Origin of the sequence: Mumia sp., assembly GCF_028803055.1 — a bacterium.
Classification (GTDB): domain Bacteria; phylum Actinomycetota; class Actinomycetes; order Propionibacteriales; family Nocardioidaceae; genus Mumia.
Map to the genome: position 1 here is coordinate 1 of NZ_JARBCJ010000030.1, position 22,644 is coordinate 22,644.

Here is a 22,644-nt window from a genome sequence, read left to right on the forward strand (position 1 = left end):
CGCGGCGTACGCCACCGCCGACGTCGTCAACGCGTTCCCGGCGCTGCCGGTGCGCGAGGACGTCGACGTCTACGTCCGCGTTGCACGGTTCGCCACGGCGTCCGAGCACGCCGCCCACCGACGGCGGCTGGAGTCCGCCCAGCGGTCCGACGGACTGTTGTCCGCGCTGCGCGCAAGCGTCACCGGCGAGCTCCGGCTCGTGCGGACGGAGCAGTCCGCCTCGCGCTAGGTGGCGCGAGACCTCAGCCGGCCACCGCCCGGTGCAGGGCGTCGCGGTGCTCGGCCAGCCAGACCTGGCGACGTCGGATCGCCTCGCCGACACCCTCGTCCCACATCCGCGCCCAGCCGCCACCGAGCGTCTCGGCGTTGTGCCGCATGCGGAACCATGCCCGCGCCGCGGCGTTCTCGACGACGTCGACCAGCCGTGCGCGGTCGGCCGCGGCGAGCCCGTACGCGTCGACCAGCAGGCGGGCCCGCGCGAAGACGTCCACGTCGGCGAGGGGGCGAGGTCGGTCCTGCACAGGGACGAGGGGAGCCCACCAGAGCAGGAGGTTCTGCACCTCCTCCGTCCGGGTGGCCGGACGAACGAAGTCGAAGTCGATGAGAGCACGGGCCTCGCCGTGGTCGAAGACGACGTTGTCCGGCGTCACGTCGAGGTGGCCGATCAGCTCGGGTGTCCCGGCGACGCGCGCCGGGGTGCCGGCTGGGTCGGCAGTCGGCAGGCCGGTTGCCGCGGCCGGGACGCCGAGGGTCTCGACGGCGTCGTCGTAGCGGCGAAGCAGCCGCGCGACGCTCACGATCCGTGTCTCGTCGGCGATCCAGCCCGGTCGCGGGCGTGAGGCGACCTCCCCCGGGACGTACGAGACCACCTGCCGGCCGGCCTCGTCGATCCCGAGGTGGCGCGGGGCACCGTCGAAACCGACCCGCTCGAGGTGCGTCAAGACATCGATCACGAGCGGCGTCTGCGGACCGGTGGGTCGGCGTACGGTGTCGCCGACGCGCACCAGGCCCTCGGTGACGTCACCGCCGAGGAGGGGGACCTCGGGGAGCGAAGGGTTGGGCTCGCGATATCTCACGCGGCCCGCGCGGTCAGACCAGCTCGGGGAACCACAGGGCGATCTCCCGCTCCGCCGACGCGGTGGAGTCCGAGCCGTGGACGAGGTTCTCGCGGTTGGACAGCGACAGGTCGCCGCGGATGGTGCCCGGCGCCGCGACCCGGCCGTCGGTCGCACCGTTGAGCACGCGCACGACGTCGATCGCCGCGTCGCCCTCGAGGACCAGTGCCGCCATCGGGCCGGACGTGACGAACGCGCGCAGCGGCGGATAGAAGTCGCGCTCGACGTGCTCGGCGTAGTGGGCGTCCGCCTTCGCGCCGTCGATCATGCCGAACCACATCGCGGCGATGCGGAGCCCCTTGGACTCGTAGCGGCCGAGGATCTCACCGACGAGACCGCGGCCGACGGCGTCGGGTTTGAGCAGGACCAGAGTGCGTTCGGACATGGACCGAAGCCTAGCGAGCCGGGGTGGAGCGGCTTCTCAGCGGGCGTAGAACTCGGGGTTGGCGGCCCGGTCGCGCTCGATGCGGCGGCCGAGCACCCACGCCGTGGCCCAGATCGCCGCGAACACGCCGCCGACGAAGAACGCGATCGGGAGCAGGAAGCCCATCGCCACCGCGCCCACCTGGACGAGCCACCCCAGTGCGTACGCCCACGGGAAACGCAGCAGACCGGCTGTCACCAGCGCCAGGGCAGCCAACCCCAGGCCCCAGGCGAGCGCCACGCCTGTGGACACGCCCTCGACCTGGATCATCACCGGCGTCGCCAGTGCGAGGACGATCGCCTCGAAGAACAGCACTCCGGCACACATGCCGCGCATCAGTCCACCGTCTCTCTCGGGGCAAGCAGCACTCGCGCCTCTCCCACGGTCACCACCGAGCCGGTGACGAGGACACCCCCGCTGCCGACGCCCTCGCCGTAGCGCTCGCTCTCGGCCAGCGCGACGGCCTTCTCGATCGCGTCCGGGAGCCGTCGTGCGACGTGGACCCGATCCGAGCCGAAGATGCCCTCGGCGACGTCGGCGAGCTCGTCGGCGGGCATCGCCCGGTCGGTCGCGTTCTGGGTGCAGACGATCTCGGCCATCACCGGCTCGAGCGCCTGCAGGATCTCGTCGACCTCCTTGTCGGCCATCACGCCGACCACCCCGATCAGAGGTGTGAAGGAGAACGCCTCCTGGACCGCCTCCGCGGTCGCACGTGCACCGGCCGGGTTGTGGGCCGCGTCGAGGACGACGGTCGGGCTGCGCCGTACGACCTCGAGCCGGCCCGGCGAGGTCACCGCGGCGAAGGCGTCGCGCACGATCGTGCCGTCCAGCTCCTTGGACCCGGTGAACGCCTCGACGGCAGCCAGGGCGTACGCGGCGTTGTCGGCCTGGTGGCTCCCGAACAGCGGCAGGAAGACCTCCGGGTAGGTCGCCCCGATGCCCTTGAGCGTCAGGAGCTGACCACCGAGGGCGGGCGTCCGGTCGATCACGCCGAACTCCACGCCCTCACGGTGCAGCGTCGCTCCGACCTCGGTGGCCCGCGCCGCGATCTCGGCGGCGGCATCCTCGGGCTGGCGGGCCACCACGACCTGGGCGCCGGGCTTGATGATCCCGGACTTCTCGACGGCGATGTCGCCAGGCGTGTCACCGAGGTAGCTGGCGTGGTCGACGTCGATGGGAGTGATGACCGCGACCGCGGCGTCCACGACGTTGGTGGCGTCCCAGGTGCCGCCCATGCCGACCTCGACGACGGCCACGTCGACCGGGGCGTCGGCGAAGGCCTGGTAGGCGATCCCGACCATGAGCTCGAAGTACGACAGCGGGACCGGCTGGCTGTCGTCGACCACCTGGGCGTACGCGGCGACGTCGGCATAAGCCTCGACGAAGAGCTCCTCGCTCAGCGGCTGGCCGTCGATGCTGATGCGTTCGGTCATCGAGACCAGGTGCGGGCTCGTGAACCGGCCGGTGCGCACTCCCAGCTCGCGCAGGAGTGCGTCGATCATGCGGCCGGTCGAGGTCTTGCCGTTCGTGCCGGTGAGCTGGATCACCGGGTACGCCGTCTGGGGGTCGCCCATCAGACGGCACAGGGCGCGGATGCGCTCCAGCGACGGCTCGAGCCTGGTTTCGGGCCAGCGCGCCAGCAGGGCCTGCTCGACGTCGGCGTACGTGGGGTTCGTCATCGCGTCCAGTATCCCAGGGATGCAAACGATGACTTCCTGACGCCCGGCCGGTCGTAGGGTCGAACAGCTGCTTTTCAGGGGGAACACCATGCACCGATCGATCGCCGGATGGATCAACCACCGCTTCACACCTGTACTTGCGATCGTCTTCTGGGTCGTGGTCGTCGGTCTGCTCGGCTCGACGGCCGGCCAGCTGACCGACGTTCAGGAGAACGAGGCCGAGAACTGGCTGCCCACCAGCGCGGAGTCGACGAAGGCGCTCGACGCTGCCAAGAGCTTCTCCTCCCCCAACCTCATCCCGGCGGTGGTGGTGTACGAGCGCGAAGGCGGCCTGCAACCGGCCGACACGGCTGCCGCACAGGAGGACGCGGCGACGTTCGCCCAGCGCGACGACATCGACGGGAAGGTCGTCGGTCCGATCCCGTCCGAGGACGGCGAGGCCCTCGAGATCATCGTCCCGCTCAACCTGGGCGAGGACGGCTGGAACAAAGCAGCCGAGGTCGTCGACGAGCTGCAGGCCACCGCGGGCGACGGTGATGACGGGCTCGAGACGTACGTGACCGGCCCTGCGGGGCAGGCCGCGGACTCCGCCGCGGTCTTCGAGGGCATCGACAGCACCCTGCTGCTCGCGGCCGGCGGCGTGGTGACCATCCTGCTGCTGCTCACCTACCGCAGCCCGGTCCTGTGGCTCCTGCCGGTCGTCTCGGCCGCCGTCGCTCTCGTCGTCGCCCAGGCGGTCATCGTCCTGCTGGCCAAGTACGCGGACCTCACCGTCGACGGTCAGAGCGCGAGCATCCTGACGGTCCTGGTCTTCGGCGCCGGCACCGACTACGCCCTCCTGCTGGTCGCCCGCTACCGCGAGGAGCTGCGACGGCACGAGAGCCGTCGTGAGGCGATGGCGAGCGCTCTGCACCGCGCGGGACCCGCGATCGTCGCCAGTGGCGCGACCGTCGCGATCGGCATGCTGTGCCTGCTGCTCGCCCAGATGACGTCGACCCGCGGCCTCGGTCCGGTCGCCGCGATCGGCATCGTGTGCGGTCTTGCGGTGATGCTCACGATGCTGCCCGCGCTGCTGGTGGTCCTGGGGCGATGGATCTTCTGGCCGCGCATCCCGCACTTCGGCGACGTCGACCCGAGCGCGCACGGCGTGTGGGCCGGCGCCGGTCGCCGCATCGCCCGGCGCCCCCGGCGGATCTGGGTCGGAACCTCGCTCTTGCTGGCGGTCGCGAGCATCGGCATCATTCAGCTCAACGCGACCGGTCTCAGCACCGAGGAGGCGTTCCTCGGCACGCCCGACTCCGTCGCGGGCGAGAAGGTCCTCTCCGACCACTTCCCTGGCGGTGCCGGCGCGCCGGTCGTCGTGGTCTCGAGCCCCGAGACAGTCGATGACGTCCGCGCGGCGTTCCAGGCCGACGACGGGATCGCCGACCAGAGCGTGACCGAGCCGACGGTCAAGGGCGACCTGGCCTACATGGAGGGCACCCTGGAGTCCGAGCCCGACAGCGACGCCGCCTACGACGCGATCGAGAACCTCCGTGACGACCTCGACGCCGCCGACCCCGACGCGCTGGTCGGTGGCACCACCGCTGTCACCCTCGACATCCAGAACGCCTCGGCCCGCGACAACCGGGTGATCATCCCGGCGATCCTCGTGGTGGTCGTGCTCATCCTGATGGCACTGCTGCGCGCCCTGGTCGCGCCCGTCATCCTGCTCGCCACGGTGGTGCTGTCCTTCGGGGCGGCCCTCGGCATCAGCGCGCTGGTCTTCCGTCACGTGTTCGGGTTCGCGGGGACCGACACGGCCTTCCCGCTGTTCGTGTTCGTCTTCCTCGTCGCGCTCGGGATCGACTACAACATCTTCTTGATGACCCGGGTGCGCGAGGAGGCGCACCGGGTCGGCACACGCAGGGGTGCCCTCATCGGGCTCGCCGCGACCGGCGCCGTGATCACCTCGGCGGGTCTGGTGCTCGCCGGCACGTTCTCGGTGCTGGCGACGCTCCCGCTGGTGTTCTTCGCGCAGATGGGCTTCACGGTCGCGTTCGGCGTGCTGCTCGACACCCTCGTCGTACGGTCGGTGCTGGTGACCGCTCTCAACCTCGACGTGGGGCGCCACATGTGGTGGCCGAGCGCTCTCGCGCGCCAAGAGGACGTCGCCGGCGATGACGCGCTCGGTCCGCACGCAGATCCGGTCGCGGTCGGAGGCGAGGGTGGACCACGGACCCCGTGACGGGAGGTTGCAGCCGGGTCACGGTCGAGGATCGCCGCACTCCTAGACTGGCGTCATGAGCAACGTGCCGGAGAAGCCTGCCCTGGAAGGGCTCGAGCAGAAGTGGTCCGCGCTGTGGCAAGAGCGTGGCACCTACGCGTTCGACCGCTCCAAGACGCGGGACCAGGTATACGCGATCGACACACCGCCGCCGACCGTCTCCGGGTCGCTGCACGTCGGCCACGTCTTCTCCTACACGCACGCCGATCTCATCGCCCGCTTCCAGCGCATGCGTGGCATGGAGGTCTTCTACCCGATGGGTTGGGACGACAACGGTCTGCCCACCGAGCGCCGCGTCCAGAACTACTTCGGTGTCCGCTGCGACCCCTCGCTGCCGTACGACGAGGACTTCACGCCGCCCGAGAAGCCCGACCCGAAGCGCCAGATCCCGGTGAGCAGAGAAAACTTCATCAAGCTCTGCGAGGAGCTCGTCGAGATCGACGAGAAGGCGTTCGAGGACGTCTGGCGCACCGTCGGCCTGTCGGTCGACTGGGAGCAGACCTACACGACGATCGGTGACACCTCGCGGACCGCGTCGCAGCGGGCCTTCCTCCGCAACCTCGCACGCGGGGAGGCCTACACCTCCGACGCCCCGACCCTGTGGGACGTCACCTTCCAGACGGCGGTGGCGCAGGCCGAGCTCGAGGCCCGCGACTACCCGGGGCACTACTACCGGGTCGGTTACACGCTCCCCGACGGCTCGAAGGTCCACGTCGAGACGACCCGGCCCGAGCTGACCCCGTCGGCGGTCGCGCTGATCGCCCACCCCGACGACGAGCGCTACCAGCACCTGTTCGGCACGACGGCGACCTCGCCGATCTTCGGCGTGGAGCTGCCGATCATCGCGGATGCCGCCGCCGATCCTGAGAAGGGCTCAGGCATCGTCCACTGCTGCACCTTCGGCGACCTGACCGACGTCCAGTGGTGGCGCGAGTACGACCTGCCGACGCGGACGGTCGTCGGTCGCGACGGCCGCATCCTCCGGGAGGTCCCGGGCTGGATCTCGTCGCACGACGGACGCCGGGCGTACGAACAGCTGGCCGGCAAGACCGTCTTCTCCGCGCGCGAGGCGCTCGTCGCCGCGCTGCGCGAGTCCGGTGACCTCGACGGCGAGCCCAAGCCGACGACCCGCATGGCGAACTTCTACGAGAAGGGCGACAAGCCCCTGGAGATCGTCTCGACGCGCCAGTGGTACCTCGCCAACGGCGGTCGGGAGCCGGAGCTGCGCGGTCAGCTCGTGGCGCGTGGCCACGACATCTCGTGGTCCCCGGCCTACATGCAGACGCGCTACACCAACTGGATCGACGGTCTCAACGGTGACTGGCTGCTCAGCAGGCAGCGCTTCTTCGGGGTGCCCATTCCCGTCTGGTACGCCCTCGACAACGAGGGTGAGCCCGACTACGAGAACCCGATCGTGCCGACCGAGGCCGACCTACCGGTCGACCCGCAGGCACAGGCACCGAGAGGCTTCGAGGAGTACCAGCGCGGCAAGCCGGGCGGGTTCGTCGGCGACCCGGACATCTTCGACACCTGGGCCACGTCGTCGCTCACCCCGCAGATCGCCTGCGGCTGGGAGCGCGACCAGGACCTGTTCGAGCGGACGTTCCCGATGGACCTCCGGCCCCAGGCGCACGACATCATCCGCACCTGGCTGTTCTCCAGCGTGGTGCGTGCCCACCTCGAGAACCACACCGCGCCGTGGTCGCACGCGCTGATCTCAGGCTTCGTGGTCGATCCCGACCGCAAGAAGATGTCCAAGTCCAAGGGCAACGTGGTCGTCCCGACCGACATCCTCGAGAAGTTCGGGGCCGACGCGGTGCGTTGGCGCGCCGCGGGCGCACGACCCGGTGCCGACTCGCCGTTCGACGAGGCCCAGATGAAGGTCGGGCGCCGCCTCGCGATGAAGGTGCTCAACGCGTCCAAGTTCGTGCTCGCCGCGCCCGAGGCGTACGGCCTGGGGGTCGACGCCTCCTTCCTCGAGCCGCACCGGGTGACCGAGCTCCTCGACCTCTCGATGCTGCGCCGGCTCCGCCAGGTCGCCATCGAGGCCACGGAGGCGTTCGAGGCCTACGACTACACGACGGCGCTCGAGGTGACGGAGCGGTTCTTCTGGGACTTCTGCGACGACTACCTGGAGCTCGTGAAGGACCGCGCCCGTGGCGAGGGCGCGGGCGCGGACTCGGCACGCTGTGCCTTCGCGATCGCCCTGTCGGTCCAGCTGCGCCTGCTCGCACCGTTCCTGCCCTACGTCACCGAAGAGGTCTGGTCGTGGTGGCAGGAGGGCTCGATCCACCGTGCTGAGTGGCCCGTGGCCGACATCGAGATCACGACCACTCCCCACGATCCTGCGCTGCTGGTGGCGGCCGGTCAGGTCCTCGCCGGCATCCGCGGCGCGAAGTCCACGGCGAAGGTCAGTCAGCGCACCGCTGTGACCGGACTGGTCGTGCGCGGCGCCGAGCAGCGCCTCGAGATCGTGAAGCGGGCCCTTCCCGACCTGCGTGCCGCCGGCAACGTCACCGGCGACGTCGAGTTCGTCGTCGACACCTCGCAGCAAGGTGACGAGATCGCGGTCGAGGCCGAGCTCGCGGACCCGGAGCCGAAGAAGCCCGCCGAGAGCGCGGCGAAGCCGAGCGAGTGAACGACCCGGCGATGCGCGACGCCGTCCCCGACGACGTCCCGCAGATCGTGGCCATGCTCGCCGACGACCCGCTCGGCGCGACCCGTGAGTCGCCTGACGACCTCAGGCCCTACTACGAGGCGCTCACCGCGCTCACGGGCGACCCGAGCCAGCGCATCGTGGTCGCAGAGCGCGGCGGAGAGGTGGTGGGCACGCTCCAGCTCAGCTTCCTGCGCGGGCTGGGGCGGCGTGGAGCGACGCGAGCCCAGATCGAGGCCGTACGCGTTCGGCGGGACCTGCGCGGTGACGGGCTCGGGTCGACGATGATCCAGTGGGCCGTCGACGAGGCCCGTGCTGCGGGCTGCCACCTCGTGCAGCTCACGTCGGACGCCTCACGTGAGGGTGCACACCGCTTCTACGAGCGGCTCGGGTTCACGGCGAGCCACGTCGGGTTCAAGCTCACGCTCTGACGGGGCGCGACGTGTCAGATCGTGTGGAAGTACGGCAGGCGCGCCAGCAGCGCGTCCCCGGCCGCCACCGCCGTCGTGACCTGGCCGGCCGTCTCCGGCAGGTCGTCGTACGACAGCGCCAGCATCGTCTCGCCGAGCATGCGCGCGGTCTCGGTGTATCCGGGGTCGCCGCCGGCAGCCTCGGTGATCAGACGGGTGTCACCCGCCTGCGCCTCGAACCGGACCCGGAACCACGAGCGCGCACGTCGTGCCTCGCTGGGCCCCTCCCCCGACCCCTTCATCCCCAGCAGCGCCTTGCGGACGGGCGGGACCTGCACGCCGACAGCGAGCGCACCCAGCCCGAGCGTCGTGGCGACCGCCGTCGGCAGATGACGGAACTGCGCATAGTGCCCGTAGGAGAAGTCAGGTCCGTACGCGGGCAGGGCTCGAGCGGACCTCAAGACGACCTGCGGGTCGATGGTCGGCAGCGGGAGCGCCCACCCTCTGCCCGACGCTCCACGCCCGGGCCGCTCCGACAGAGAGTGCACCCTCCTACCCTCGGGACGTGGCTCGCGCCGGCGGCGTTCCTGCGCCGTCGACCGGCTCGTACGGACCGCGGCGAACCCGCCGAGTGCGGACTGGTAGGTCCCACCCGAGATCTCGCCCGAGGCCCGGACGTACCCCCGGATCGTGATCGGCACGCCCGTCGGGAGCTGCCTCACCGTGTAGAGCACGCCGATGTCGTGCGGCACCGAGTCGAAGCCGCAGGAGTGCACGAGACGCGCGCCCGTGCGTACGGCGGTGTCGTGGTGCTCCAGCCACATGCGGTCGACGAAGTCGGGCTCGCCGGTGAGGTCGCAGTAGGTGGTGCCGGCCTCCGCGCAGGCTGCGACGACAGGCCCGCCGTGGAGGGCGTACGGGCCGACCGTGGACGCCAGGACGGCGGTGGACTCCGCCAGCGCGCGGAGCGAGCGCGGATCGGTCACGTCGGCGACGACGACGTCAGGTGTCGCCCGACCGGTCGCGGCGATGCGACCAGCGACGGCGTCGAGCTTGGCACGGCTGCGTCCCGCGATCGCCCACGAGGCACCGTCTGGCGCGTGCGCGGCGAGGTAGTCGGCAGTGAGGCCGCCGGTGAACCCGGTGGCACCGAGCAAGGCGAAGTCGTATGTCACGCGGCGAGTCTAGGCTCACCGACGCGGGCGGTCCGACTCAGGAAGCCTTGTCGCGACGCTCTTCGTCGCGGTGCGGCACGAGCGTCGGGTTGACGTTGTCGAGGACCGTCTCCTTGGTGACGACGACCTTGGCGACGTCGTCACGGCTCGGGACGTCGTACATGACGTTGAGCAGGACCTCTTCGATGATCGCGCGCAGTCCTCGGGCACCGGTGCCGCGCAGCAGCGCGAGGTCGGCCATCGCGTCGATGGCGTCCTCGGTGAACTCCAGCTCGACGTGGTCGATCTCGAAGAGCTTGGCGTACTGCTTGGTCAGCGCGTTCTTGGGCTGGGTGAGGATCTCGACGAGGGCTTCCTTGTCGAGGTTCTCGACCGTCGCGATGACCGGCAGACGCCCGATGAACTCGGGGATCAGACCGAACTTGAGCAGGTCTTCGGGCATCAGCTGGTTGAACGACTGCCCGGTGACGCGCTCGGCGGCCGCCTCCTCGCGGTTGGGGTTGAAGCCGAGCGACATCTTGCCGTTGCGGCTCTCGATGATCTGCTCGATGCCGGCGAACGCGCCGCCCACGATGAAGAGGATGTTGGTGGTGTCGATCTGGATGAACTCCTGGTGCGGGTGCTTGCGCCCGCCCTGGGGCGGCACGGAGGCCGTCGTCCCCTCCAGGATCTTGAGCAGCGCCTGCTGCACGCCCTCGCCGGACACGTCACGCGTGATCGACGGGTTCTCGCTCTTGCGGGCGATCTTGTCGACCTCGTCGATGTAGATGATGCCGGTCTCGGCCTTCTTGACGTCGTAGTCAGCGGCCTGGATCAGCTTGAGGAGGATGTTCTCGACGTCCTCACCCACGTAGCCCGCCTCGGTGAGCGCGGTCGCGTCGGCGATCGCGAACGGGACGTTGAGCATCCGGGCGAGCGTCTGCGCGAGATAGGTCTTGCCGCAGCCGGTGGGACCCACGAGCAGGATGTTGGACTTGGCCAGCTCGACCACGTCCTCCTTGTGACGGCCGGCGGCGGCGCCGGCCTGCACCCGCTTGTAGTGGTTGTAGACCGCCACCGCGAGCGACTTCTTGGCCGGGTCCTGGCCGATGACGTACTGGTTGAGGAACTCGTAGATCTCGCGGGGCTTCGGGAGCTCGTCGAGCGAGACCTCGGACGTCTCCTGCAGCTCGTCCTCGATGATCTCGTTGCACAGCTCGATGCACTCGTCGCAGATGTAGACGCCCGGCCCGGCGATCAACTTCTTGACCTGCTTCTGACTCTTGCCGCAGAACGAGCACTTGAGCAGGTCACCGCCGTCGATGCGTGCCACCGCTTCCTCACCCTTCGTCGTGCGGGGCTGTGTCCCCCGCCGCTGCTTCTTCGACCGTACCCTGTGCCGGGCCGACGTGTGGCCGACCCGGCGTCGGGCGTGTCAGTTCTGTCAGACCGCCGGAGTCTTGAGCGTCTCCAGGATCTGGTCGACGAGGCCGTACTCGACGGCCTGGTCGGCGGTGAGGATCTTGTCGCGCTCGACGTCGCGGCTGACCTCGTCCTTCGGCTTGCCCGAGGCCTCGGAGATCATCGTCTCCAGCAGGTCGCGCATGCGCAGGATCTCGTTGGCGGTGATCTCCAGGTCGGAGCTCTGACCGTAGGTGCCCTCGGTGTAGGGCTGGTGGATCAGGATCCGGCTGTTGGGCAGTGCGAGGCGCTTGCCCGGGGTGCCGGCCGCCAGCAGGACAGCCGCGGCGGAGGCCGCCTGCCCGAGGCACACCGTCTGCACGTCGGGCTTGAGGTAGCGCATCGTGTCGTAGATGGCCGTGAGCGCCGTGAACGAGCCGCCGGGCGAGTTGATGTAGAGCGAGATGTCGCGATCGGGGTCCATCGACTGCAGGCACAGCAGCTGTGCCATCACCGCGTTGGCGACGTCGTCGGAGATCGGCGTGCCGAGGAAGATGATGCGGTCCTCGAACAGCTTGGCGTAGGGATCGATGCGGCGGAAGCCGTACGACGTCCGCTCCTCCCACTGAGGGATGTAGTAGTTCATCGAGGGGGCGAACTGCTGGTGGGGCATGGTCATGCCGGCTCCTGGGGTCGGGCCGCTGATCGGGAGGACGGAGGCGGTCACGACGCCTCACCCCGTGTCACGTCGTTCACGCGGGCGATCACGTGGTCGATGAACCCGTAGTCCTTCGCCTGCTCGGCGGTGAACCACCGGTCGCGATCGGAGTCGCGCTCGATGGTCTCGAGCGTCTGGCCCGTGTGGGTGGCCTGGAGCTGGTTGAGCTGCAGCTTGAGGAGCAGGCTCTGCTCGGCCTGGATGCGGATGTCGGAGGCAGAGCCGCCGAGACCGCCGGACGGCTGGTGCATCATGATCCGCGCGTGCGGGAGCGCATAGCGCTTGCCTGGAGCGCCGGCGGCGAGGAGGAACTGCCCCATCGAGGCGGCGAGCCCCATGCCCACGGTCACGACGTCGTTGGAGATGAACTGCATGGTGTCGTAGATCGCCATGCCGGAGTCGACGGAGCCGCCGGGCGAGTTGATGTAGAGCCGGATGTCGGTCTTGGGATCCTCCGCGTTGAGCAGCAGCATCTGCGCGCAGATCGCGTTGGCGTTCTGGTCGCGCACCTCCGACCCGAGGAAGATGATGCGCTCCTTGAGGAGGCGCTGGTAGATGTGGCCGTCGAGATCGTTCGGGCCGACCTCGCCAGCCATGCGCGGTGTCATCTCTGTGTTCACGCCCTCGACCCTAGCGGGGCCGGGAGACGAACCCGAGGGGAACCCGGCCGATTTCGCTACGGGCGCACAACCCGACCCGCCGCGACCCTGGACGTGGTCGCGGGACGGAGGTGAGGCATTCACGGACGACGCTCGACCGCAGCCTTGATCCGATCCAGCGTCGCTTCCATGTCACGCTCGAGCTGGGAGCCGTAGGCGGCGTCCCCGCCGAGGAACCGCTTGATCAGTGCGCGCGAGACCGGCGTCGTGCCCTGCGGCGCCTCACGGCGCTCGACGAGACGGGTGCGGCCCTCGCCGAGGTCCTCGAGGTGGTAGGACCACACCGTGCCGTTGACCGGCACCGAGAACGCGATCGCCCGCTGCGGGTCGTACCTCACGACGGTGGAGGTGGTGGGCCACACCCTCCACCCGTACTTATTGATGTTGAGCGTGCGGGTGCCCTTGCCGATCCGCCCGCGCACGATCATCCGCCGGGTCTGCGGGCTCCACTCCGGCATCCGCCGGAGGTCGGAGACGACCTCCCACACGGCGCGGGGCGGCGCGTCGACGTCGGTGCTGACCTCGAGGAGGTACGGGTCGGGGGCGACGTTCATGGTCGTCCTTCCTGGGTGGGGGTGGAGTGCGGGTGGTCTGAGCCGGTGACGAGCGCGGGAGGGCGGCCGTTGACCCACCCGACGAGCCGCTCGGCGATGCGGGGATGGTTGAGAAGGCCGAGGTGGCCGCCGGGGACGCGGGAGGCCGACGCGTGAGCCACCACGACGGCGCCGCCGCGCCCTGCTCCGGCTGCCGAGCGACCGCTGACGATCAGGTCGGCCGCCGCGGCGACAAAGTGGTAGGTCGCGTGCGGCAACGGTGCCACGGCGAGCCGGCCGTCGCCCCAACGGGCGGTGAGGTCCTGCCCGTGCCACTCGTCGCGGGTGACGTAGCCGTGGCGGAGGTCAACGATCCCGGCCGACCGGGCGCCGAGGACGGTGGCGAACGGGAGGCTCTCGGGGACGGCGCTCAGGACCCGCGAGCCCGCGTGCGCGGCGCGTTCCATCGCGGCGCCGAGGTGCGGTGTGCCGAGGCAGACGACCGTGGCGACGATCTCGGTCCACGCTGCTCTGCCCGCGACCCCGTGGGCCGTCGCGGACCGGACCACGAGACCACCCATCGAGTGCCCCACGAGATGGAGCCGGGTGACCGGAACCGGCCACGCGGCGACGAGGTCGGCGAGCAGGTCAGACAGCTCGGCGCCGTTGTCGGAGACGTGGCGGCCGGTGTTGTAACGCAGGCGGACGGGGGTCGCGGCCGTCTGCTCGTGCAGGGCGTCGTCGTACGTCCGTCCGTGCCGCTGCGCCCGGAAGTCCCAGGAGTCGTCGTTCTCCCCGAGCCCGTGGACCAGCACGGCGACCTCGCCGGTGGCGGCCGGGTAGGCACGGGCGAAGCCGGCCCCATCCGGCACGACGTCGGCGCCATCGCTGCGGAGCACCATCGGCAGCGCGTACGGGTCCTTCCCGTCGGCGAGCCGGTCACCGACGAGGGCGTTGACGGCAGAGCGCAGCAGCCGCGTGCGCGGCGTGCTCTCGACCGACCGGCCGACTCCTCGGTCGGCGAGGCGCCGCAGCCCGCGGCTGGCCCCACGGAGCCCGCCGGAGACACCCGCGTAGGCCACCGAGGCCACGGCGTCGTGGGCCACCTTGGGGACGTGACCGCCCCACCACCTGCCGAACACGCGGCGCGCGACGGCGTCGTGGACCTCGCGGACGCACCGGACCACCACGTCGTCGGCGTAGCCGAAGGCGACCGCGGCGGTGTGCGCGGTGCGGGGAGCGGTGGACGTCACGCCTCACATACTCGCGGTATCCGACCGCTCGCCGCTACCCCGCCCCTGGACGGTCAGCCCGAACACGGCGACGGCCCCTCCCCGCAGCGCGGGAAGGGGCCGTCGTACGGTCCGGGACCGACGTCAGCTCTCGTCGGAGTCCTCGGCCGCGGCTGAGTCCTCGTCGTCGGCGAAGCTGCCGTCGCCGCGGAGCTTGGCGAGGTCGATGACGTTGCCCGACTCGTCCTTGACGGTGGCGTTCTCGACGACCGCCGCGAGCGCCTTGCCGCGCACGACCTCGGCGACGAGCTCGGGGATGTGGTTGTGCTCGACCATGTGCTGCATGAACGACTGCGGGTCCTCGCCCGACTGCTGGGCGCGACGCAGCATGTGCTCGGTGAGCTCGTCCTGCTCGATGCCGATCTCGGAGTCGGCGGCGACCTGGTCGAGGAGGAACTGTGCAACGAGCGAGTCGCGGACGCGCTTGTCGAGATCGGCCTCGAACTCGTCGGCGGTCTGCTCCTCGGACTCGAGGTAGGCGTCCATCGTCATGCCGGCGTAGGCGAGCTGCTGCTCGATCTGCTGGCGACGGCTGGCGATCTCGGCCTCGACGACCGAGTCGGGGACCGGGACGTCCAGCTTCTCGAGCGCGGCCTCGAGCACCGCGTCGCGGGCATCGGCGGCCTGCTCGATGCGCTTGCCGCGCGTGAGCTTCTCGCGGATGTCAGCACGCAGCTCGTCGACGGTGTCGAACTCCGACGCCGTCTGCGCGAAGTCGTCGTCGAGCTCGGGAAGCTCCTGCTCCTTGACGGTCGTCACGGTGACCTCGACGTCGACGTCCTCGCCCTTGAGATCGCCACCGGCGAGCTGGGTCTGGAACGTCGTGCTCTCGCCGGCGGACATGCCGGTCACGGCGTCGTCGAGCCCGTCGAGCATCGAGTCCTTGCCGACCTGGTAGACGATCCCGCTGGCCTGCGCGACGTCGAGCTTCTCGCCGTCCTTGCTGGCGGAGAGGTCGATCGTGACGAAGTCGCCGTCGGCGGCCGGGCGGTCGACCTCGGTCAGCGTGGCGAAGCGCTCACGCAGCGCCTGCACCTGCTCGTCGACGTCGGAGTCGTCGACCGAGACGTCGGGCACGGTGACCTCGACGTCGCTCAGGTCGGGCGTCTCGAACTCGGGGCGCACGTCCACCTCGACGGTGAACTCGACGAGCTCGCCGTCCTCGAGGCGGCTCACGTCGACCTCAGGCTGTCCGAGGGGCTGGATCTCGGCCTCCGCGACGGCCTGCGAGTAGATCCCCGGAAGGGCGTCGTTGATCGCCTGGTCGAGGATGGTGCCCCGTCCCACGCGCTGGTCGACGACCTTCGTGGGGACCTTGCCCCGACGGAAGCCGGGGACCGAGATCTGCGACCCGATCGTCTTGTAGGCCTTGTCGAGGCTCGGCTTGAGCTCCTCGAACGGGACCTCGATGGTCAGCTTGACCCGGGTCGGGCTCACTGTCTCCTGGGCACTCTTCACGAGTACGTTCTCCTTGGTCGTCGTGCAGGACAGTCGCCGGATGTGGCGACACGTCGTCGGCTGTCGGGATGACAGGATTTGAACCTGCGACCCTCCGCTCCCAAAGCGGATGCGCTACCAAGCTGCGCTACATCCCGGTACGCACCGTTCCAGCGGTGCGGGCGCCCGCTCCACTGTAGTGGACGAACACCTCGCACCCAGAACTGCGGGCACACGCGACGCCCGCGAGGATCGGCGCCACCGGGTCGCGAGAGTGCGGCAGGGGTGTGGCATCATGGTCGCGGTCGGCCGCACGGCTCAGCGCCCCGAAGTCGACACGCGGACGTAGCTCAATGGTAGAGCCTCAGTCTTCCAAACTGATTACGCGGGTTCGATTCCCGTCGTCCGCTCCACGACCATCACCGCTGGTCAGGGCCACTTTTCGGTCGGCCCCTGACGGTCATCCGGCGGCGCGTCTGAGGCACTCCGTGCCCTACGTGCCCAACGACCGCAGGAGCAGCGCCATGAGCATCCCGACTGATGATCCCCGCGTCTTCGTCCTCGTTTCGGCAGACGACAGTTTTCTGTCGTCCTTCATGCCGTCGGGTGACAGCGACGTCGTCTCACCACACCCGCTTCCGTGACCACGAAGGGCGCGTCAGACTGCGGCTCAACCGGATATCCCGCTCACACTGAACGAAACTCTTGGCCCGTGATGTCCGTATTGACACTGTTAACCCCGATGTCACCGCGGGCTAACCGGTCGGAATCCTCGGCCGTCTAACGTGACGAGCGTCGGTCGGTGATCACGCATCACCAGGACGACGCAGCACGCGGCGCCTGGCCGGTCTGGGCAGGGTAGGCGGACCAGGCGCCGCGTCCGAGTCCCGACAATCCTCTGGAGGAATCGATGAGACCGCTCAGCTTCGCCTGGCATGTCGCGACCTCCGGGCTCGCGCGGTTCGCGTCCACCGACGTGGCGTGCGCCAACGCGCTGGGGTCCGCCAACGAGCTCGCCGCCGTCCGCCGTGAGCGCGAGGAGATCAGCGCGCTGCTCGCCGCCCGCGCCCTTCCCGACGTCAGCTGACCGACACCACGCTGTGACGGATCAGAGGCGGACGGGGGTGCGCCGTCGGCTCCTTGGCTGACACCGCGGACACCAGAAGAGGTTTCGGCCCGCCACCACCTCGGTGCGCACCGGCGTACCGCACACCAGGCACGGCAGGTGGGTGCGCCGGTAGACGTAGACCTCGCCGCCGTGGTCGTCCTTGCGCGGTGGCCGGCCCATCGCCTCCGGCTCGTGCTCGGGCCGGACCGTGTCGATGCGGTTGTGGACGACGCCGTACGCCATCAGCTTCACGAGGTCGCCCCACACCGCGTCCCACTCTGCTCGTCGCAGGAACCGCCCCTCCATGAAGGGGTCGAGGTTGTGCCGGAACAAGACCTCCGCCCGGTAGACGTTGCCGACCCCGGCCAGCACCGACTGGTCCATCAGGAGCGCGGCGATCGAGACCCGCGAGCGGGCGATCCGCCGCCACGCGGCGGACGGGTCGGCGTCGTCGCGCAGCGGATCGGGTCCCAGCCTGGCGACGTACGCAGCCTTCTCGTCCGGCGTGAGCAGCGTGCAGACCGTGGCACCTCGCAGGTCCGCCCACGCCCGCACCGACTCGAGCCGCCAGCGGACCTGTCCGACGACCGGCCGGGCCGAGACATCACCGACCGCCCCAGGCTCGGGTAGCCCGTCGTGGATCGTCAGCCCGCCGATGAGTCCGAGGTGGACCCGGACCTCGTCCTCCAGCCCGGCGAACCGGACGAAGAGCTGCTTGCCGTAGGCCTCGGCGCGGTCCATCACACGTTGCCCGATCCGGGCAGCGCCGTCGGCGAAGCGTCCCTGCGGGCTCGACGACCACGTCGTGTCGCCGGCGAAGGTCGCGTCGAGGTCCAGCGCGAGGCGGTGGAGAGTGTGGCCCTCGGGCACCCCTCAGAAGTCCTCGCGCCGGTCCGCGACGTCGGTGCCGCGTGACTGCTCGTAGGCGGTCAGCAGCGACACGCGCCGCGCGTGACGCTCCTCGCCGCTGAACGGCGTCGCGAGGAACGTCTCGACCAGGGCCACGGCATCCTCCGTCGAGTGCATCCGCGCGCCGACGGCAACGACGTTGGCGTTGTTGTGCTGGCGGGCGAGCCGAGCGGTCTCCGGCGACCACGCCAGCGCGGCGCGGATCCCGTCGACCTTGTTGGCGGCGATCTGCTCACCGTTGCCCGACCCACCGATCACGACACCCAGGCTGCCCTGGTCGCCGACCACGGCCTCCCCCGTCGCGAGGCAGAAGGGCGGGTAGTCGTCCTCCGCGTCGTACGTGGACGGGCCATGGTCCACCACGTCGTGGCCCTGTCGGCTCAGATGGTCGACGAGGTGGTTCTTGAGCTCGAATCCGGCGTGGTCGCAACCGATGTGAACGCGCATGCGGTCAGTCTCTCAGCGAGGCGGCGAGGTCGCGCAGCGTCCCCGCCACCAGCCGTACGGCCGAGCGCGACGCGTCGAACTCCCAGGGGCGTCGCCAGAAGCCGTGGGTCATGCCCAGCGCCCGCCAAGCCACGGTCGAGACGCCCGCGTCGGCGAGCCGTGCCGCGTACGCCTCGCCCTCGTCCCGCAGCAGGTCGTGCTCGGCGGTGATCACGAGCGCCGGCGGGAGGCCGCGCACGTCGGCGGCCCGCAGCGGCGACACCTCAGGCTCGGCCCTGACCTGCGCCGACGGGACGTACTGGTCCCAGTACCAGTCGATGTCGGCGGCCACGAACCCGTTCTCCGGGACGCCCTCTGTGCGGCGCGACTCCGTGTCGGCGAGCGCGTCCAGCGGCGGGTAGACGAGGACCTGGTACGCCAGCGCACCGGGGTCGCGCACGCAGAGCCCGGCGATCAGGTTCGCGCCGGAGGAGTCTCCGATCCCGGCGACGAGCGTCGTGTCCACCTCGAGCTCGTCACCGTGGGCGCGCAGCCACGTCAGTGCCGTGGCGACGTCGTCGAGCGGAGCGGGATACGGGTGCTCCGGCGCGAGCCGGTAGCCGACCGCCAGCAGCGACCACCCGGTCGCGTTCGCGAGGTAGCGGCAGAACGCGTCGTGGGTGTCGAGGTCGTGGAAGACCCAGCCGCCGCCGTGCACGTAGAGGAGGACCGGAGTGTCCTCCTCGGGGCGGTAGAGGCGCACAGGCACCCCGTCCGCGTCGAGGTCGGCGACGTGGGCGACGTCGATCCGGATGGTCTCGGCGAGCGCGGCCTCACGGTCGGCGAGGCGTTCGGCCGCGAGGTCGCGGACGCCGGCGCCAGCGTCCACGTCGGCATCCGCGACCTCGGTTCGTGCCTGTGGATAGAGCATGTCGCGACCCTAGCCACTCGGCACGCGATCCACCGTGTGGTGACGGTCAGTCGAAGATCGGCTCCCGCGTACGGGTCCGCTTGAGCTCGAAGAACCCGTCGGTGCCCGCGACGAGGAGACAGCCGTCCCACAGCCTGCCGGCAGCCTCGCCCTTGGGAGCCGGCGAGACGACCGGGCCGAAGAAGGCGACGCCGTCGATGGCGACCACCGGGGTGCCGACATCCTCGCCGACCAGGGTGATGCCGCGCTCGTGGGACGCACGGAGCGCCTCGTCGTACTCCTCGGAGTCGGCCGCCTCGATCAGGTCGGCCTCGAGCCCGACCTCCTCGAGCGCCTCGGCGAGCACGGTGCGGTCGAGCGTGCGGCCGCCGGGGTGAACGCGGGTGCCGATCGCGGTGTACAGATCGCGCAGGACGTCGTCGCCGTGCTTGTGTGCGGCCGCGACGGGGACGCGGACCCCGGCCCAGCCACGGGCGAGCATGTCGCGGTACTGCTCGGGAAGGTCGTCGTTGCCCTCGTTGAGGACCGACAGACTCATCACGTGGAAGCGGACCTCCACGTCACGGACCTTCTCGACCTCCAGCAACCAGCGCGATGTCATCCAGGCCCACGGGCACAGCGGATCGAACCACATGTCGACGGTCTTGGACATGCTCACCTCTCGGTCGGGGAGCCCGAGTCGTGGATCGCTTCGGGCACAGGCGCAGAAGGATGATCCTCTGCACCACGTCACAACACCGGGCAACCGGCGTACATTTCCTCGACCAACGAGAACACCACCGGTTGAAGGTCTCCCCCATGACGGCCCGCGATCTCGCGCTGCCGCTGGTAGGAGGCACCGACGCGCAGGATCGTCTCCACGTCAGCCAGCTCCTCGGTGCAGCCCAGCCGCTCGGCGGCGGGCGCGAGCACCTCCAGGAGCCGGCGTACGTCGGTGGTCACCAGGTCCTCGTCACCCTTCGCGTTCAGGATCAGGATGGCGTCCATCCCGTAGCGCGCGGAGCGCCACTTGTTCTCCTGGAGGAACCACTGCGGCAGGTCCGGCAGCTCCCGGCCGGCGTCGAGCTCCGCGGAGAAGTGCTCGACGAGGCACTGGGTGAGCGCGGCGATCGCGAGCAGCTCGGTGAGCGTGGGAGTGCCATCGCAGATACGCACCTCGAGGGTGCCGAACCGCGGGGAGGGTCGGATGTCCCACCGCACCTCGCCGAACTCGTCGATGACGCCGGTGTGCAGCATGTCGTCGGTGTAGCGCTCGAGGTCCTCCCACTCCTCGAGCCGGAAGGGCAACCCCGCCGTGGGGAGCTGCTGGAACATCAGCGCGCGGTTCGACGCGTACCCGGTGTCCTTCCCTCCCCAGAACGGGGACGACGCCGACAGCGCCTGGAGGTGACCGAAGTAGGCGAGCACCGCCCGCATCAGCGGCAGCACCTTGGCCCGGTCCTCGATGCCGACGTGCACGTGGACGCCGTAGATGAGCATCTGGCGCCCCCACCACTGCGTACGGTCGATGAGCGTGTTGTAACGCTCCTTGTCGGTGACCTTCTGGTGGTCCCACTGCGCGAACGGATGGGTGCCCGCGCACATCAGCTCGACGCGCAGCGGCCCGGTGACCGCCCGCACCTCCTCGATGCTGCGCTGGAGGTCGCGCCCGGCGTCGCCGATCCGCTGGTGCACACCGGAGACGACCTCGACGGTGTTGAGGAGGAGCTCCTGGTGGACGTGCGGGTGCGGCGCACCGCCGGGGCCGGCGAGGCCCTCGAGCACGGTCCGGGCCACCTGACGGAGGTCACCCGTATCCGCGTCGACGAGTGCGAGCTCCCACTCGATGCCGACGGTGGAGCGCCGAGACTGCGCGAAGGGCAGGACCATGTCTCCATGGTGCCCGAGCCGCCGCCGGGTAACGGAGTCATCCCCTGTGTGACGGCTCCCACGGCGCGGGTCGTACGACGGCGACCCACGCCGCGAACGCCAGCAGCGAGATCCCCACGACGATGTCGACCACCACATGGGTCTGCCGCCACCACACCATGTCGGTGGCCCCTTCGACGGTGTAGTGGCCGATGCCGATGAGACCGCTGAAGGAGTACGACACCAGACCGACGACGCAGGCCGCGCGACGGTGGCGGAAGAACGCGATCACACCGAGGACGCCGCAGAGGGTGAAGACGAACCACGACGCCCCGATCAGTCCCGCGGACGGTGCCGGCAGCTCGTCCGGGCCGGGCTGCGGGTAGGCGTCGTAGTTGGCGACGTTGTCGACGTAGTGGATCACCGACACCACGAACGCCACGCCCACGAGCCAGAGGAGAACCGTCGCGCCACGAGGGCGGTCGCGCGTGGCGGTGTCGACGGTCATGCGTCGACGCTAGTGCGCGGCGGGATCACTCACACGCTGTAGTCGAGGACGAACCCGTACCCGGAGTCGCTGTGCCCCCCGAGCTCGATCCGAGCCTCTCCCCGCAGCGTCTCTAGCGCGCCGGTGCCCATCCCCTCCACGACCTCGACGGCGTCGCTGACGTCCATCTCGTCGTGCGCCCCGCGGTGGAGCAGGACGCAGGTGCCCTCGTGGCCCCCGATCGAGCCTGTGAAGCGCTCGAGGGCCACGACGGGTGCTGCCCCCTCCTTGTAGGTCATCAGGTAGTGGACGACGCCCTCCCCCTCGAGATCACCGCTGTAGGCGTACCGGACGGTCGCCCGGGTGATGCCGCGGTCGGGGTAGTACGTCCCGTTCCGTTCGTTGCCGGTCCCGTCGATGTCCTCGACGACCGACTCCTCCCACGCCGCGACGGTGAACGTGGTCTCTGCCTTCTTGTCATAGCTCATGTCCCCGACGCTAGGGGCGCGACTCATGCGGGTCTTGAAGGAACGCGACAGGCCTAGGCTGAGGCGGTGAGCGCTGGACCGTCCGACGAGCCACGAGGCTATCCGGAGGCGATCGTCGGGCGCGCCGACCCGATCGCCGTCCGCCGGATCGAGCCCTCCGCCGACACTCCCGGTGTCGACTACCTGTGGCGGGTGCGCTGGGAGGTCGCCGAGCCGTACGACCAACGGGTCGTGCCGCAGCCGCGGCTCCACCTGGCTGCCGAGCAGGGCCGCCTGCTGGTCCACGGCGTCACCCGGCGACCGTTCTCCCGCCACCTGGTCGGCCGCGGTCACGTGCTCGGCGCGTCCTTCCGTCCGGGAGGCTTCCACGGCTACCTGCGCGCGTCCGTCGGTACGCTGACCGACGCCGTACGCCCCGCCGGTGACGTGCTCGGTGTCGACGACCGCCCGCCCGCCGCCCGCATCCTCGACGCCGAGGCCTCCGACGAGACGATGGTGGCCGCGCTGACGGACTACCTCCGGGCGGTGGGGTACGAGTCCGAGCCCCGGGCGGCCGAGATCGGACAGCTGGTCGCGCTCGCCGAGCACGACCGGAGCCTCGTGCGCGCCGACGCTCTTGCCGACGCCGGCGGCGTGAGCCTGCGGACGCTGCAGCGCGAGTTCGCGACCTACGTCGGCATCGGCCCGAAGTGGGTGCTGCAGC

24 protein-coding genes and 2 tRNA genes are annotated in these 22,644 nt (G+C 70.2%); 7 read left to right on the forward strand and 19 right to left on the reverse strand.

The window, feature by feature from the left end; genetic code table 11:
• Positions 1-229: hypothetical protein (locus PV363_RS04980; RefSeq protein WP_301021802.1), on the forward strand; the 229-nt coding region annotated here is incomplete at its 5' end.
• Positions 230-242: 13 nt separating this feature from the next.
• On the opposite strand, the gene PV363_RS04985 is transcribed toward PV363_RS04980, so the two are convergent.
• Genes PV363_RS04985 through PV363_RS05000 form a run of 4 tightly spaced genes read right to left on the reverse strand, consistent with a single transcriptional unit; the run spans position 243 to position 3,218 of the window.
• Positions 243-1,076: a phosphotransferase gene (locus PV363_RS04985; protein ID WP_301021803.1), complete on the reverse strand. Its 834-nt coding sequence runs from the start codon at positions 1,074-1,076 to the stop codon at positions 243-245.
• A 13-nt stretch (positions 1,077-1,089) separates the two neighbouring features.
• A complete protein-coding gene (gene ndk, locus PV363_RS04990; protein WP_220365919.1) occupies positions 1,090-1,500 on the reverse strand; it encodes a nucleoside-diphosphate kinase in 411 nt (136 codons plus the stop codon).
• A gap of 36 nt (positions 1,501-1,536) precedes the next feature.
• Positions 1,537-1,875 carry a DUF4233 domain-containing protein gene (locus PV363_RS04995; protein ID WP_220344114.1) on the reverse strand — a complete coding sequence of 113 codons (339 nt, stop codon included), beginning with the start codon at positions 1,873-1,875 and terminating at the stop codon, positions 1,537-1,539.
• A complete protein-coding gene (locus PV363_RS05000) occupies positions 1,875-3,218 on the reverse strand; it encodes a folylpolyglutamate synthase/dihydrofolate synthase family protein (protein ID WP_301021804.1) in 1,344 nt (447 codons plus the stop codon). The genes PV363_RS04995 and PV363_RS05000 overlap by 1 nt, the downstream gene beginning before the upstream one ends.
• An 88-nt stretch (positions 3,219-3,306) precedes the next feature.
• Here PV363_RS05000 and PV363_RS05005 point away from each other — a divergent pair, with 88 nt between their 5' ends.
• The 3 genes from PV363_RS05005 to PV363_RS05015 are packed head-to-tail and all read left to right on the forward strand — an operon-like array spanning position 3,307 to position 8,571.
• Positions 3,307-5,445: an MMPL family transporter gene (locus PV363_RS05005; RefSeq protein ID WP_301021805.1), complete on the forward strand. Its 2,139-nt coding sequence runs from the start codon at positions 3,307-3,309 to the stop codon at positions 5,443-5,445.
• Positions 5,446-5,500: 55 nt separating this feature from the next.
• Positions 5,501-8,122 (forward strand): valine--tRNA ligase, encoded by a 2,622-nt coding sequence (gene valS / locus PV363_RS05010; RefSeq protein WP_220344111.1) that lies wholly within the window; start codon positions 5,501-5,503, stop codon positions 8,120-8,122.
• 11 nt (positions 8,123-8,133) lie between these two features.
• Entirely contained in the window at positions 8,134-8,571 is a 438-nt protein-coding gene (locus tag PV363_RS05015; protein ID WP_220344110.1) for a GNAT family N-acetyltransferase, read from the forward strand.
• 14 nt (positions 8,572-8,585) lie between these two features.
• On the opposite strand, the gene PV363_RS05020 is transcribed toward PV363_RS05015, so the two are convergent.
• The 8 genes from PV363_RS05020 to PV363_RS05055 form a co-directional block, all read right to left on the reverse strand.
• Complete coding sequence (locus tag PV363_RS05020) at positions 8,586-9,725, reverse strand: saccharopine dehydrogenase NADP-binding domain-containing protein (RefSeq protein WP_301021806.1); 1,140 nt, start codon at positions 9,723-9,725, stop codon at positions 8,586-8,588.
• Between the two features lie 37 nt (positions 9,726-9,762).
• Entirely contained in the window at positions 9,763-11,037 is a 1,275-nt protein-coding gene (clpX, locus tag PV363_RS05025) for an ATP-dependent Clp protease ATP-binding subunit ClpX (RefSeq protein WP_220344108.1), read from the reverse strand.
• A gap of 111 nt (positions 11,038-11,148) precedes the next feature.
• Positions 11,149-11,784, reverse strand: a complete 636-nt coding sequence (locus PV363_RS05030) for an ATP-dependent Clp protease proteolytic subunit (RefSeq protein WP_255559416.1) — start codon at positions 11,782-11,784, stop codon at positions 11,149-11,151.
• Between the two features lie 44 nt (positions 11,785-11,828).
• Positions 11,829-12,419, reverse strand: a complete 591-nt coding sequence (locus tag PV363_RS05035; RefSeq protein ID WP_220344707.1) for an ATP-dependent Clp protease proteolytic subunit — start codon at positions 12,417-12,419, stop codon at positions 11,829-11,831.
• Positions 12,420-12,562: 143 nt separating this feature from the next.
• Entirely contained in the window at positions 12,563-13,036 is a 474-nt protein-coding gene (locus tag PV363_RS05040) for an SRPBCC family protein (RefSeq protein ID WP_220344107.1), read from the reverse strand.
• Positions 13,033-14,268 (reverse strand): hypothetical protein, encoded by a 1,236-nt coding sequence (locus tag PV363_RS05045; protein WP_301021807.1) that lies wholly within the window; start codon positions 14,266-14,268, stop codon positions 13,033-13,035. The genes PV363_RS05040 and PV363_RS05045 overlap by 4 nt, the downstream gene beginning before the upstream one ends.
• Positions 14,269-14,391: 123 nt before the next feature.
• On the reverse strand, positions 14,392-15,765 hold the full coding sequence (tig, locus tag PV363_RS05050; RefSeq protein WP_220344105.1) for a trigger factor: 1,374 nt from the start codon (positions 15,763-15,765) through the stop codon (positions 14,392-14,394).
• A gap of 63 nt (positions 15,766-15,828) precedes the next feature.
• Positions 15,829-15,902 (reverse strand) — tRNA-Pro (locus PV363_RS05055).
• A 181-nt stretch (positions 15,903-16,083) separates the two neighbouring features.
• Here PV363_RS05055 and PV363_RS05060 point away from each other — a divergent pair.
• Positions 16,084-16,157, forward strand: a tRNA-Gly gene (locus tag PV363_RS05060).
• Positions 16,158-16,654: 497 nt separating this feature from the next.
• Complete coding sequence (locus tag PV363_RS05065) at positions 16,655-16,831, forward strand: hypothetical protein (protein ID WP_220344104.1); 177 nt, start codon at positions 16,655-16,657, stop codon at positions 16,829-16,831.
• A gap of 21 nt (positions 16,832-16,852) precedes the next feature.
• On the opposite strand, the gene PV363_RS05070 is transcribed toward PV363_RS05065, so the two are convergent.
• From PV363_RS05070 to PV363_RS05100, 7 genes are all read right to left on the reverse strand, one after another.
• Positions 16,853-17,722, reverse strand: coding sequence for a zinc finger domain-containing protein (locus PV363_RS05070; protein ID WP_220344103.1), 870 nt, complete (start codon positions 17,720-17,722; stop codon positions 16,853-16,855).
• Between the two features lie 3 nt (positions 17,723-17,725).
• On the reverse strand, positions 17,726-18,208 hold the full coding sequence (locus PV363_RS05075) for a ribose-5-phosphate isomerase (RefSeq protein WP_220344102.1): 483 nt from the start codon (positions 18,206-18,208) through the stop codon (positions 17,726-17,728).
• Between the two features lie 4 nt (positions 18,209-18,212).
• A complete protein-coding gene (locus tag PV363_RS05080; RefSeq protein WP_301021808.1) occupies positions 18,213-19,118 on the reverse strand; it encodes an alpha/beta hydrolase in 906 nt (301 codons plus the stop codon).
• A gap of 46 nt (positions 19,119-19,164) precedes the next feature.
• Complete coding sequence (locus PV363_RS05085; RefSeq protein WP_220344100.1) at positions 19,165-19,770, reverse strand: DsbA family protein; 606 nt, start codon at positions 19,768-19,770, stop codon at positions 19,165-19,167.
• Positions 19,771-19,847: 77 nt separating this feature from the next.
• On the reverse strand, positions 19,848-20,987 hold the full coding sequence (locus tag PV363_RS05090) for a glutamate--cysteine ligase (protein ID WP_220346516.1): 1,140 nt from the start codon (positions 20,985-20,987) through the stop codon (positions 19,848-19,850).
• Between the two features lie 37 nt (positions 20,988-21,024).
• A complete protein-coding gene (locus PV363_RS05095; protein WP_220344098.1) occupies positions 21,025-21,474 on the reverse strand; it encodes a hypothetical protein in 450 nt (149 codons plus the stop codon).
• Positions 21,475-21,503: 29 nt separating this feature from the next.
• On the reverse strand, positions 21,504-21,941 hold the full coding sequence (locus tag PV363_RS05100) for a DUF3224 domain-containing protein (RefSeq protein WP_301021809.1): 438 nt from the start codon (positions 21,939-21,941) through the stop codon (positions 21,504-21,506).
• A gap of 66 nt (positions 21,942-22,007) precedes the next feature.
• On the opposite strand from PV363_RS05100, the gene PV363_RS05105 reads away from it, so the two are divergent.
• Positions 22,008-22,644 (forward strand): DUF6597 domain-containing transcriptional factor (locus PV363_RS05105; RefSeq protein WP_301021810.1); only part of this gene is annotated, 637 nt, incomplete at its 3' end.

What these genes read in the sequence shown, in the direction of transcription:
- PV363_RS05100 (WP_301021809.1), bottom strand. Translation starts at nt 21,941, where the DNA reads ATGAGCTATGACAAGAAGGCAGAGACCACGTTCACCGTCGCGGCGTGG.
- PV363_RS05080 (WP_301021808.1), bottom strand. Translation starts at nt 19,118, where the DNA reads ATGCTCTATCCACAGGCACGAACCGAGGTCGCGGATGCCGACGTGGAC.
- PV363_RS05040 (WP_220344107.1), bottom strand. Translation starts at nt 13,036, where the DNA reads ATGAACGTCGCCCCCGACCCGTACCTCCTCGAGGTCAGCACCGACGTC.
- valS (WP_220344111.1), top strand. Translation starts at nt 5,501, where the DNA reads ATGAGCAACGTGCCGGAGAAGCCTGCCCTGGAAGGGCTCGAGCAGAAG.
- PV363_RS05090 (WP_220346516.1), bottom strand. Translation starts at nt 20,987, where the DNA reads ATGGTCCTGCCCTTCGCGCAGTCTCGGCGCTCCACCGTCGGCATCGAG.
- PV363_RS05095 (WP_220344098.1), bottom strand. Translation starts at nt 21,474, where the DNA reads ATGACCGTCGACACCGCCACGCGCGACCGCCCTCGTGGCGCGACGGTT.
- PV363_RS05005 (WP_301021805.1), top strand. Translation starts at nt 3,307, where the DNA reads ATGCACCGATCGATCGCCGGATGGATCAACCACCGCTTCACACCTGTA.
- ndk (WP_220365919.1), bottom strand. Translation starts at nt 1,500, where the DNA reads ATGTCCGAACGCACTCTGGTCCTGCTCAAACCCGACGCCGTCGGCCGC.
- PV363_RS05035 (WP_220344707.1), bottom strand. Translation starts at nt 12,419, where the DNA reads ATGGCTGGCGAGGTCGGCCCGAACGATCTCGACGGCCACATCTACCAG.
- PV363_RS05030 (WP_255559416.1), bottom strand. Translation starts at nt 11,784, where the DNA reads ATGACCATGCCCCACCAGCAGTTCGCCCCCTCGATGAACTACTACATC.
- PV363_RS04995 (WP_220344114.1), bottom strand. Translation starts at nt 1,875, where the DNA reads ATGCGCGGCATGTGTGCCGGAGTGCTGTTCTTCGAGGCGATCGTCCTC.
- PV363_RS05085 (WP_220344100.1), bottom strand. Translation starts at nt 19,770, where the DNA reads ATGTCCAAGACCGTCGACATGTGGTTCGATCCGCTGTGCCCGTGGGCC.
- PV363_RS05065 (WP_220344104.1), top strand. Translation starts at nt 16,655, where the DNA reads ATGAGACCGCTCAGCTTCGCCTGGCATGTCGCGACCTCCGGGCTCGCG.
- PV363_RS05075 (WP_220344102.1), bottom strand. Translation starts at nt 18,208, where the DNA reads ATGCGCGTTCACATCGGTTGCGACCACGCCGGATTCGAGCTCAAGAAC.
- PV363_RS05015 (WP_220344110.1), top strand. Translation starts at nt 8,134, where the DNA reads ATGCGCGACGCCGTCCCCGACGACGTCCCGCAGATCGTGGCCATGCTC.
- PV363_RS05000 (WP_301021804.1), bottom strand. Translation starts at nt 3,218, where the DNA reads ATGACGAACCCCACGTACGCCGACGTCGAGCAGGCCCTGCTGGCGCGC.